The organism is Ancylomarina euxina, from assembly GCF_003863355.1.
GTDB classification, from domain to species: Bacteria; Bacteroidota; Bacteroidia; order Bacteroidales; family Marinifilaceae; genus Ancylomarina; species Ancylomarina euxinus.
This window is the reverse complement of sequence record NZ_QQWG01000016.1, coordinates 59,742-72,243: the sequence shown is the minus strand read 5'-3', so window position 1 is coordinate 72,243 and position 12,502 is coordinate 59,742. Positions and strand designations below refer to the sequence as shown.

Below are 12,502 nucleotides of genomic sequence, written 5' to 3'. Positions count from 1 at the left end.
TATAGTTAGTGAATAGAAAAAGGTGAGTTAAAAGTTTAAGTTATAGAGCAAATAAAAATGCCGCTCCAAATCGTTGGAACGGCATTTATATATTAAGAGTTAATCTCTTCTTACTTCATACTAGCAATACGATCTTCTAAAACCTTAATTTTAGCTTCGGCATCAGCCATTTTCTTCTTCTCAATCTCAATTACTTTTGCAGGTGCGTTGTTTACAAAACGCTCGTTGCTCATTTTCTTCTGAACTGACATTAGGAAGCCTTGAGTGTATTTCAACTCTTCTTCCATCTTCTTCAATTCTTCTTCAACGTCAACAAGATCTCCAAGAGGAATAAAATACTCAATTGCATTTACAATAAACGACATGGCTCCAGTCATTTCACCATTCGCAATCGTAATCTCTTGCAGGTTACACATTTTAGCTACTACAGAATCGAAAGAAGTATCGTAATTATCTTCTTTTGCTTTGTAGTTCATTTCTAAAACGTCCTTGAAAGCAATATTCTTCTGCTTACGGATATTACGAACAGCTACAATCACTTCTTTCACCTGCTCAAATTTTGCCAATAAGTTAGCATCATATGAATCTGGTTTAGGCATAACTGAAACCATGATACTATCCTCTTCAGAACGATCGGCAAGTAATTGCCAGATTTCCTCTGTTAAGAAAGGCATGAATGGGTGCAACAACTGCATTAACTTCTCAAAAAGAGCGACAGTTGAATCGAAAGTCTTCTTATCTATTGGCTGCTGATAAGCTGGCTTAACCATTTCTAAATACCATGATGAGAATTCATCGCGGAATAAAGTATAAACAGTCATTAAAGCTTCGCTGATACGATACTGTTTGAACTGCTCATCCAGTTGCTCCATGGTGTTATTCAAACGAGCATGGAAAACTTCAGTTGCAATACGAGCATATTCTGGTTGCTCAATATCGGCAACTTCCCATCCTTTAACCAAACGGAATGCGTTCCAAATCTTCGTTGTAAAATTACGTCCCTGCTCGGGTAAGTTTTCGTTGAAAAGCAAGTCTCCCCCGGCAGGAGAACACAATAGCATACCTACACGAACACCATCAGCACCATACTTAGCAATTAGATCTAATGGATCTGGTGAATTCCCTAATGATTTAGACATCTTACGACCTAATTCATCACGAACGATACCAGTTAAATATACATTAGAAAATGGCTTCTCTCCTTTATATTCATATCCTGCAATAACCATACGAGCGATCCAGAAGAATAGAATATCTGGTCCCGAAACAAGATCATTAGTAGGATAATAGTAATTAATTTCTTCGTTTTCTGGATTACGAATACCGTCGAAAACTGAAAGAGGCCATAACCAAGACGAAAACCATGTATCTAATACATCTTCATCCTGACGCAAATCTTCAGCCTGATAGGTTTTACCTGTTTTAGCTGTTGCTTCAACAAGAGCTTCTTCAATTGTCTTTGCTACTACATAACCACCTTCTGGTAAGTAATAAACCGGAATACGCTGTCCCCACCATAACTGGCGAGAAATACACCAATCTTTTACATTCTCCATCCAATGACGGTAGGTGTTCTTGAACTTAGCAGGGTGTAACTGAATATCGTCATTCATCACATGCTCCAAAGCTGGCTCAGCCAATTCCTTCATATTAAGGAACCACTGCATACTCAATTTAGGCTCGATAACCGCATCGGTACGCTCAGAAAAACCTACCTTATTTACGTAATCTTCAACCTTCACCAAATTACCGGCTTTCTCCAAATCAGGAAGAATCAAGTCACGAACTTCAAAACGATCTTTCCCTACATAAAGCTGCGCAGCTTCACTCATGGTACCGTTATCGTTGAAAATGTCGATGGTTTCCAAATTATGACGATCACCAATCTGATAGTCATTAATATCATGAGCAGGTGTAATTTTCAAAGCACCTGTACCGAATTCCACATCTACATATTCATCCTCGATAATCGGAATAGAACGATTAACCAAAGGAACGATACAACGCTTACCTCTTAAATGAGCAAAACGTTCGTCGTTTGGGTTAATACAAACTGCTGTATCACCTAGAATCGTTTCAGGACGAGTGGTTGCAATCGTAATATAATCATCGCTACCTTCAACTTGATATCTTAAATAGTAAAGTTTCGATTGCAATTCTTTGTGGATGACCTCTTCATCAGAAACAGCTGTTTGAGCTGATGGATCCCAGTTTACCATACGAACACCTCGATAGATCTTATCTTTCTTATACAGATCAATAAAAGTATCGATTACTGATTCGTAAAGACCCTCGTCCATAGTAAATGCAGTACGATCCCAATCACAAGATGCACCCAGTTTTTTCAACTGTTCCAAAATAATACCACCATGTTTCTCTTTCCATTCCCAAGCATGTTCCATAAACTCTTCACGAGTAATATCTGCTTTTGAAATGCCCTCCTGCTTCAATTTATTCACAACTTTTGCTTCAGTCGCAATAGATGCGTGATCGGTTCCAGGTACCCAACAAGCATTTTTTCCCTGTAGTCTAGCTCTACGGACCAATACATCTTGAATCGTATTGTTCAGCATATGCCCCATGTGTAACACACCAGTGACGTTTGGTGGTGGTATCACAATTGTATATGGCTCTCTCTCGTCTGGTACAGAGTGGAAGAATCCTTTATCCATCCAATACTTATACCACTTGTCCTCCGATTCTGCAGGATTGTACTTTGTTGGGATTTCCATTATTTATTAATTTTTGAGTCCTTAATTCCTAAACAGCTAAATTCAAAATCATAAATTTTAAAAAACTTAATCTAATTAACTGTCTTTCAATCTAAGCAACTCGTATTTAGATAAAAATTGTTTGCGAAAAATTTGGCACGAAATTAAGAAATTCTGGGTTAAAAACCCGACTTAAGTGCGAGATTTTAAATAAAGACAGTACAAAATAAACTTGAGGCATTTTCACAACCAAATAAATAATGAATTCTTAATATTATAATTGAAAAAAGAGAAATAAAACAAGACCATCACCTACTAAGCATAATTTCTCACAATCGATAACTAAATTCAAGAGAGAAGTAACTAAATCAATAAAAATCTCCTTAATTAAAAATTCAATTCACCTTAAATATTTCAATTTCCATATTCCTTTCCTAAAAGGCTCTAAACAACAGTATTTATAATAAAAACATCTATTTTTCGAGACGCAATCGTTTTCGGGTTTAAGATAAAAGCATCCGTAATTACACAAAAGCTAAACTATTTTCATATATTTAAGTATAACTGTTGAAGAGCAGGTAAATAAGGCATTTATTTTATGCCAATCTGAATATATTTGTCTTCGAATAAAGAAATATTTCTTCAATAAAGAACATCAAATTATTAGTTGTATATACTTTATCGTTCTAAGCTAAATTCATTTGAAATTCTGCTTTAAGTTTTAAAAGCAAAACAGAATGAAGGACTTAAACGATAATATAAAAAATTACGCATATGAAAATAACTGTTGTAGGCGCGGGTAATGTAGGCGCTACTTGTGCAAATTGCATCGCTCAAAAAGAATTAGCAAACGAAGTCGTTTTATTGGATATCAAAGAAGGCGTTGCCGAAGGTAAAGCTCTTGATATGTGGCAAACTGCTCCAATCAATTATTACAATACTAAAGTAACAGGTGTAACTAACGATTATGAAGCTACTGCAGGTTCTGAAGTTGTTGTAATTACATCAGGACTTCCACGTAAACCAGGCATGAGTCGTGATGACTTAATTTCTATCAATGCTGGAATCGTAAAGTCGGTTACAGAAAACGTTGTAAAGCACTCTCCTGATGCGATCATCATCATTGTTTCTAATCCTTTAGATGTGATGTGTTACGCAGCTTATTTAGCAGCAAAAAAACCATCGACTAAAGTGTTTGGTATGGCTGGTGTACTTGACACTGCTCGTTACCGTGCATTTATTGCTGACGAATTGCAAGTTTCACCAAAAGATATTCAAGCTCTATTGATGGGTGGTCATGGTGACACTATGGTACCACTTCCTCGTTACACAACTGTTGCTGGTATTCCTGTAACTGAGTTGATCGATGCTGATAAACTAGAAGCAATTATCGAAAGAACTAAAAAAGGTGGTGGTGAGTTAGTCAACCTAATGGGAACTTCTGCTTGGTATGCTCCAGGTGCTGCTGCTGCTCAAATGGTAGAGGCTATTGTTCGTGACCAGAAAAGAATTTTCCCTGTTTGTACACTTCTAAACGGTGAATATGGCATGGAAGGCATCTATTTAGGTGTACCTGTTAAATTAGGTAAGGCTGGTATCGAAGAAGTAATTGAAGTAAAACTGAACGATGCCGAAATGGAATTATTGAAAGGTTCTGCTGCCGCAGTTAAGTCAGTAATGGATGTTTTGGATGGAATGAATATCATCTAATCCTTCTTCAACTGCACAATATGAAAAGGCTTGACATTCGTGTCAGGCCTTTATTTTTCATATCCACCCACTCAATCTACAAGGCAAGTATTCAGACCATTAAACACTTCCATATCATATTTAACAAGTATTAACCCTACCTCCTAATTTGTTAAACCTTCGATATATCTATATTAGCAGCTCATTTTCCTAAAAAATATGATGCGATATATATTTATTCTTCTTTGTTCTCTAAGCTCAATCATCAGCACTGCTCAAAAAAATAGCATTGTTAAAGGTTCTGTATTTGATTCAAACACTCAGAACACCGTGCCTGGCGCCAGCATTGTTATCACTAATCAAAAAGATTCACTAGATATAAGAGGAACCATTACTGATGATAAGGGGGATTTCCTAATGAAAGTCAAACCTGGAGACTATCATCTTTCTATTTCATTTATCGGTTACAGAACCATAAAGAAAACAATCCATCTCGACAAAACAACAATAAATGTTGGCCAGTTCAATTTGATTGAAAACAAAAAAATGTTGAGAGAAATTAATATCGTTGAAACACTCCCACCAACAAAGCAAAAAGGTGATACTACAATATTCAACCCGGATGCCTTTAAAGTAAATCCGGATGCTACAGCAGAAGAATTAATTGCAAAAATGCCTGGATTTTATAGCCTTGATGGTAAATTAACAGCACAAGGCCAAACCGTTAAAGAAGTTTTAGTTGATGGAAAAAAATTCTTTGGGAAAGATGTCTATCGAGCCTTAGAAACCCTTCCTACTGATATCATAAAGAAAATTGAAGTCTATGAATATCAAAGTGAAGAGTCAAAATTTTCAGGTTTTGAGGATAAGGTGAAAAGCAAAACAATAAACATTGTAACCAAACAAAAAAGTAAGAATATGCGATTTGGGAACATTGCTGGTGGAATAGGTAAAGATGAGAAGTATGCTATGAAAGCCACCCTCAATCAGTTTTCTGAAAACACTCGATTTACAATTGTCGGAAACTCAAAGAATGTTAACGCTCCACTTCACTTAGGTCGCAAAGGAGCTTTTCGACGATCGATTAGTGGGAATGATTTACAAGATAATAATCTAGGCTTAGATTTTAATAACAAGGGTAAAAATGAAAGTGAATTATCAGCCAACTATAGCTATTCTGAAAATGATATAAAAAGCGAAACCAGAAGTTTAAGTACCTACACGTCCTTTCCACGTGAAGGCCAGGTGTTATCTGAAAAAGACACCTCAAACAACGATCAGACTAAACATGCATTAAGCATTAACTGGGATATTAAAAGCAATCCCAAAAATCAAATCATGCTGGGCTCAAACTTATCAACATCGGATTTAAAAACGAAGAACACATCAATTTCTGAAACTCACAAATTTGCTGAATTTATCAATTCTAATAATAACAAAACAGCATCGGATAACAAATCAACCAACTTTTCCCAGGATTTCATGTTCTCCCGAAATTTGAATAAAGAAGGACGTACACTATCTGTGCAAGCCTCATATAATAGAGACGACAACACAATCAATACTAATCAGAAATCTCAGCTTAAAGGACAAACTGAGCAAGGCAACCAAAATATTGATCAGATATCAAATCAAAAAACAAATTCCGACCATTTTAGATCTAACATATCATTCAATGAAAAATTAGGAAATAATAGTCGTTTATCATTGGGCTACAACTATTCAATTCATCGAGAAAAATCGAAGAAATCGAATTATAATCTAGACACAAATTCTACAGCTTATTCAAAGCTTGATACTCTAACATCAAACCAATTTAAAAATCTCACGACTAACAACACCTCTCGAATCTCGTACAACTTTCGTAACGACAAACTAAGTTTCATGTTAGGAAGTGATTTTGAATACACTCATCTTAAAAACGATGAATCATTTCCAAATAAACAGGATCTAGAGAAAAGTTACTTCACCATTTTACCTTCAGCTAGTTTTTCATACAACTTGAATGCAAATTCAATGTTTAACATCTATTACAGAATGGGTACATCTAACCCCAGCGGACAACAACTACAGGAAATCGCAAATATTTCAAACCCGCTTTTCATTTCAATGGGGAACTCAGACTTAAAGCAAACTCAAAATCACAATATCATACTATTTTACACATCATCGAATATGGAAACGGGACGTTTCACATCTTTGAATATGAGCGTAAATAAATCCAACAGATCCATTAGCCAGAGAACTATTATCGCTGAAAATGACACCCTTATCAATGGTAAGTGTAGACTCCCTAAAGGAGGCCAGTTCTCACAACCCACAAACCTTAATGGGCAATATAATATTAGCGGTAGAATCACATATGGTATCCCTGTCACAAAACTAAAATCAAAACTGAACATCAATGCTTCGGCAAATTACATGCATAACCCAACTTTGATAAATGATAAAAAATCGTTTTCAAATTCTTTATACCTGAATCAGGCTTTAGAGCTTCATTCAAATATTAATGAAAAGCTTGACTTTACTCTTTCAAGTAGAACGCATTATTCCGTTTCAAAGAACAGCAAACTTAAAACATCCAGTTCAAAATATTTATCTCAAACCAATAGCTTAAGTCTATATTGGAATTTTCTTAAGAGCTTTATTCTAAAGACCAACACCAAGTTTGAAACTAAAAACAACATCAATTCTCATAATATTGAAAACAACTGGTTGCTTGATATCGGTATTTCAAGCAAAGTATTCAAAAATAAAAGAGGTGAAATTTCATTTGTCGCTTACGACATTTTAAATCAAACCAGCGAAAGAACGCACCGGGTAAGAGATTTGTATACGACTGATAGCTATTCAAAGAAAATGAATAAGTTTTACATGCTAAGCTTTACTTACAAAATCAGAAATAGAAATGAAGGCTAGAGAATAATAAAAACAATATAAACATGTGCAATAATTATGATATCATGCACTGAGAATCCCTTCCCAGTAAGAACCGACTTTATTCATATATGTTTCAAAGAAGCATTTAGACATTTAATAAAAAGCAAAATAGCCATATTCTTCCCTCTCATTCCTTATCTTTGGTTTTCAAAATTTATAAAATCGAGGAAAGAACCCCAATGAATAAACAAGCCACCCGTATTCCCATTGAAATCATTGAGCTTGAAACTCAGAGTTTTCATCTTATTGTAAAATGTACTCTAAACGGAGAGCAAACCGGTGATATGGTTATAGATACAGGTGCCTCAAAAACTGTTTTCGATAGGAATTTCGTACTCAACTACCAACACAAAGATCAGGACAAAGACGATTTACAATCCTGTGGTTTAGGCGGCGAGGATATTGATTCCGATTTAGTTGAAATTACAAGTTTGAGTTTTGGTGATTTCACATCGGAGGCTTTAAATGTTGTACTCATCGATTTAAATCATATTAATAAAATGTATGAGAAACATTGCCAACGTCAAATTTGTGGATTATTGGGCAGTGATTTCTTACTTAATCATCAGGCCATAATCGATTATCAAAAAAGCCTCCTCATTTTAAACAAAAACCAATAAAAACTGTCTAAAGCAATGAGACTGAGCACAAAAATATAGTTCAAACAAATTCAAAAAAAAATAATATATTTGTGCGTTAATTTGAGGTGAAAAATAAAAATATCACATAATAAGAATTTATTAAACCTAAACACATGCGAAATAAAGGAGCGATTAGACTTCTCGCTATTGTATTTGCCCTAGTGAGTTTGTATCAATTGACTTTTACTTATGTAACGAAGAAAGTTGAGAAAGATGCTCGTCTGTTTGGTGCAGGCGATATCAAGAAAGAGCAAACTTACCTGGATTCAATTCGAGGAGAAAAAGTGTATAGTTTCTTAGGACTAAGAGGTTATACTTACAAAGAGTGTAAAGAGCTTGAGATGAACTTAGGGCTTGACCTTAAGGGTGGGATGAACGTAACAATGGAGGTTTCTGTTGTTGACATCATCAAGGCAATGGCTAACAATAGCAAGGACGAAACTTTCGTTGCAGCTATTGCAAAAGCTAAGCAGATGCAAGCTAACTCTCAGGATGACTTCGTAACGCTTTTTGGAAAAGCATTTAGCGAAATTAACCCTAGCGCTCAGTTATCTTCTCCAGATATTTTCGGAACTCTTGAGTTAAAAGATAAAATTGCTTTTGGAGCTAAGAACGAAGACGTTCTTAAAGTACTTAAAAAAGAAACTGAAGCTGCGATTGACAATACGTTCAATATTCTTCGTTCTCGTATCGACCGTTTCGGTGTGGCACAACCTAACATTCAGAAAGCTGATGTATCGGGTCGTATCATTATCGAACTTCCAGGTATTAAAGATGCAACTCGTGTTCGTAAACTATTACAGGGAACGGCAAGTCTTGAATTCTGGGAAACTTATACGTACAGCGAAATTGGTGGTGCTTTAAATGCAGTTAATGCAAAGTTAGCTGAAATTAATGCTGCTAGCCAAGTCGTTGATGCAACTCCTGAAGTAAAGGACGAAGTAAAGGCTGACGAAGAAGTTGCTCTTTTAGATAAAATTGAAGGTGCATCTCAAGATTCATTAAGCAATGCTAAAGAGTTAGCTGAGAAATACCCTTTATTCTCGGTTCTTAATCCTAACCAAGGTAGAGGCGGTTCTTCTTTAGCTGTTGTGGGTTACTCACACATTAAAGATACTGCTCGCGTTAATCGTATTTTCGCAATGCCAGCCGTTAAATCGGTTATGCCACGTAACTTGAAGTTCTTTTGGGGCGTTAAGTCTATCGACGATGGTGGAAATGTTTTCGAACTATATGCTATTAAAGTAACAAGTCGCGATGGCAAAGCACCACTTGATGGTGACGTTGTAACTTCGGCTCGTGAAGAAATCGATCAGCAATCAGCAAGAGCTGAAGTATCGATGAGTATGAACGGTGAAGGTGCAAAAGTTTGGGCACGTTTGACTAAGGATAACCTGCAAAGATCAATTGCTATTGTTCTTGATGGCTACGTTTATTCTGCTCCAACTGTACAATCAGAAATCAAAGGTGGATCTTCTTCTATTAGTGGTAACTTCACTATCGCTGAAGCGAAAGACCTTGCAAATATTCTTAAGTCAGGTAAGCTTCCAGCTCCTGCACATATTATTGCTGACGAAGTTGTTGGACCATCATTGGGACAAGAGTCAATTGAAAAAGGGATGTGGTCATTCATTATCGCTTTCGTATTGATCTTACTTTATATGTTCTTCTTCTATAGCAAAGGTGCTGGTCTTACAGCTAACATTGCTTTGATTACCAACTTATTCTTCATCTTCGGGGTATTAGCTTCATTAGGTGCGGTGTTAACTCTGCCTGGTATTGCGGGTATTGTCTTAACAATCGGTATGTCGGTTGATGCGAACGTACTTATTTTCGAGCGTATTCAGGAAGAGATGAAGTCTGGTAAAGGTTTAGGTTTAGCGATCTCTGATGGTTACAAAAATGCTTACTCAGCGATTATCGATGGTAACTTAACCACTCTTTTGACGGGTATTATTCTTTACATTTTTGGTGAAGGTCCAATTAAAGGTTTCGCTACAACTCTTGTAATCGGTATTATCTCTTCATTATTCGCAGCGATTTTCATTACTCGTTTGTTCTTTGAAGGTGGTCTTAAGCGTAAGCGTAACATTACTTTTACAACAAAACTTACTGATAAATGGTTGCGTAATGCACACATTACTTTCATCCAGAAAAGAAAAATATTCTATGTGTTCTCTGCTATTGCTATTTTAGCGTCAATCACATCTTTATCCACTCGTGGTTTAAATCAAGGTATCGACTTTACCGGAGGTAGAACTTATGTTGTCGCTTTCGATCAGCCAGTCGTTGTTGGTGAAATTGCTAAATCTCTTGATGTTGTTTACGGACACGCTCCTGAGGTGAAAACATTTGGTGGTGATAGTCAGGTTAAGATTTCTACTAAATACAAAATTGACGAAGACGGCGTTGAAGTTGATGATGAAGTAGAAGCTAAATTATTTGAAGGTTTGAAAAAGTATCTTCCAGCTGGAACAACACTTGAATCATTCCTTGAAAATAACCGAAAGATGTCACAAAAAGTAGGTCCTACTATTGCCGATGATATTCGTCAGTCAGCAGTTTGGTCTATCCTGTTTGCATTGATCGTGATTTTCCTTTATATCATGATTCGTTTCTCTAACTGGCAGTATGGTTTAGGTGCTGTTGCAGCACTTGCTCACGATACAATTATTGTATTGGGTATCTTCTCTGCAACCTACAGTATCATGCCATTCTCACTGGAGATTGATCAAGCCTTTATTGCAGCGATTCTAACGGTAGTAGGTTATTCGATTAATGATACCGTGGTTGTATTTGACCGTATTCGTGAGTACTTGGGATTATATCCTAAACGCGATCCAGAAGAAAATATTAATAATGCATTGAATAGTACCTTGCGTCGTACCTTTAGTACTTCTCTTTCTACTTTAGTTGTATTGTTAGCGATCTTCTTCTTCGGTGGAACATCAATCCAAGGCTTTACATTTGCATTAATTGTGGGTGTTGTAGTAGGTACATACTCTTCACTATTTATTGCAACGCCTATTGCTTATGATACAAAACTACGTATTCAGAAAGTAATTGCTAAAAAACACTAAGACCTATCATTCTTGATACACTTCATGCCCCGAGGAAATCCTCGGGGCATTTTTTATTTAAATGATTTCAGAATAGATTAATATTGCGAGTCACCCATTCTTAATTAGTTAAAGAATATACAAGAATCAATCACTTTTGGTATCTTTGAACAAATCTTAAATTAAAACATCATGTTATTATTTATAAGTGGACCAGAAATTTTTGTTGTTATTCTTGTTGTCGTGATGCTTTTTGGAGCTAAAAAAATTCCAGAACTTGCCCAAGGATTAGGAAAAGGAATGAAAGAATTCAAGAAAGCGACTGAAGATATTAAGAGAGAAATCAAAGATGAATCTGATATCGTAAACAACCTCAAGGATTTTAAAGACGATTTAAGCAAAAAGCTTTAAGCCTTTAGCTTATTCTAAAATAAAGCTTATCCCTCATAACTGATAAAGACAAGGCAGAGATATTTCATTCTTCTGCCTGTTTTTATATATACTTAAGCAATCTTTAATTCCATATGGATTATCTATATCTCATTATAGGCTTTGTCATTCTTTTATCTAGTGGTGATCTACTCGTAAAAGGTGGTGTTGCACTATCTTCACATTTCAAAATATCAACACTTGTTGTCGGTGTAACCGTTATCTCTTTTGGAACATCGGCACCAGAACTATTTGTGAGTCTAGGGGCGGCACTTTCTGGTAGTCCTGATATTGCCATAGGAAATGTTGTGGGATCGAATGTATCCAATATTGCCCTAGTACTTGGATTCACAGCTCTCCTGTTACCACTGCCCGTAAAAAGCAATTCTCTCAAATTCGATTGGCCTGTTATGATGGGAGCCTCACTCCTATTCTTTGCCTTTGCTCAAAATAATCTGATCGAAACCTGGGAAGGTATTAGCTTTCTTATTTTACTAATTGCCTATATGATTTTCACAGTTATAAAATCGAGGGGCAATAAAGAAGAAGTATTCAAAAAACCTGAACATTCCATACTAAAGGCAGTTGGCTTAATTGTTTTGTCTTCGATTGGTCTTTATTTTGGAGCCGATCTTTTGGTCGGTGCGGCTAAAAATATCGCCTTAGGATACGGCGTCAGTGAACGTGTTATTGGACTAACTCTTGTTGCTTTTGGAACTTCAGTTCCCGAGTTAGCAACCTCTGCAATTGCAGCTTTAAAAAAGGAAATGGACATCTCTGTTGGTAATATTATAGGTTCAAATATTTTCAATATATTCGGCGTTTTAGGTATCACGTCTGTTGTTAAAAACATCTTTGTTAGCAATGATGCTCTTAATTTTGATATGATTTGGATGCTCGCAATTTCTTTTCTCTTATTTTTGTTAGTATTACCATTAAAAAAGGCAAAACTGCACCGATGGAAAGGCCTTATTCTTATTTTAGTTTATTCTGCTTACGTCTTTTTTATTTTCAATAAATAAAAAAAACAGAG

General features: G+C 35.9%; 7 protein-coding genes. 6 read left to right on the top strand and 1 reads right to left on the bottom strand.

Features of this window, described 5'->3' with window-relative positions:
* Positions 1–110 precede the first annotated feature (110 nt).
* Complete coding sequence (locus DWB61_RS13870; protein ID WP_125031512.1) at positions 111–2,732, bottom strand: valine--tRNA ligase; 2,622 nt, start codon at positions 2,730–2,732, stop codon at positions 111–113.
* Between the two features lie 753 nt (positions 2,733–3,485).
* Between DWB61_RS13870 and mdh the strand changes: the two genes are divergently transcribed.
* The 6 genes from mdh (at position 3,486) to DWB61_RS13840 (ending at position 12,491) form a co-directional block, all read left to right on the top strand.
* On the top strand, positions 3,486–4,421 hold the full coding sequence (mdh, locus tag DWB61_RS13865) for a malate dehydrogenase (protein ID WP_125031511.1): 936 nt from the start codon (positions 3,486–3,488) through the stop codon (positions 4,419–4,421).
* A 198-nt stretch (positions 4,422–4,619) separates the two neighbouring features.
* Positions 4,620–7,319, top strand: a complete 2,700-nt coding sequence (locus DWB61_RS13860; protein WP_125031510.1) for a TonB-dependent receptor — start codon at positions 4,620–4,622, stop codon at positions 7,317–7,319.
* Between the two features lie 200 nt (positions 7,320–7,519).
* Entirely contained in the window at positions 7,520–7,960 is a 441-nt protein-coding gene (locus tag DWB61_RS13855) for a retropepsin-like aspartic protease (RefSeq protein WP_125031509.1), read from the top strand.
* Between the two features lie 134 nt (positions 7,961–8,094).
* Positions 8,095–11,061, top strand: a complete 2,967-nt coding sequence (gene secDF, locus DWB61_RS13850; protein WP_125031508.1) for a protein translocase subunit SecDF — start codon at positions 8,095–8,097, stop codon at positions 11,059–11,061.
* Between the two features lie 171 nt (positions 11,062–11,232).
* Positions 11,233–11,451, top strand: a complete 219-nt coding sequence (locus DWB61_RS13845; protein WP_156190255.1) for a Sec-independent protein translocase subunit TatA/TatB — start codon at positions 11,233–11,235, stop codon at positions 11,449–11,451.
* Positions 11,452–11,564: 113 nt separating this feature from the next.
* The gene (locus DWB61_RS13840; RefSeq protein ID WP_125031506.1) at positions 11,565–12,491 is read left to right on the top strand and encodes a calcium/sodium antiporter; all 927 of its coding nucleotides are present in this window, start codon (positions 11,565–11,567) and stop codon (positions 12,489–12,491) included.
* Positions 12,492–12,502 lie beyond the last annotated feature (11 nt).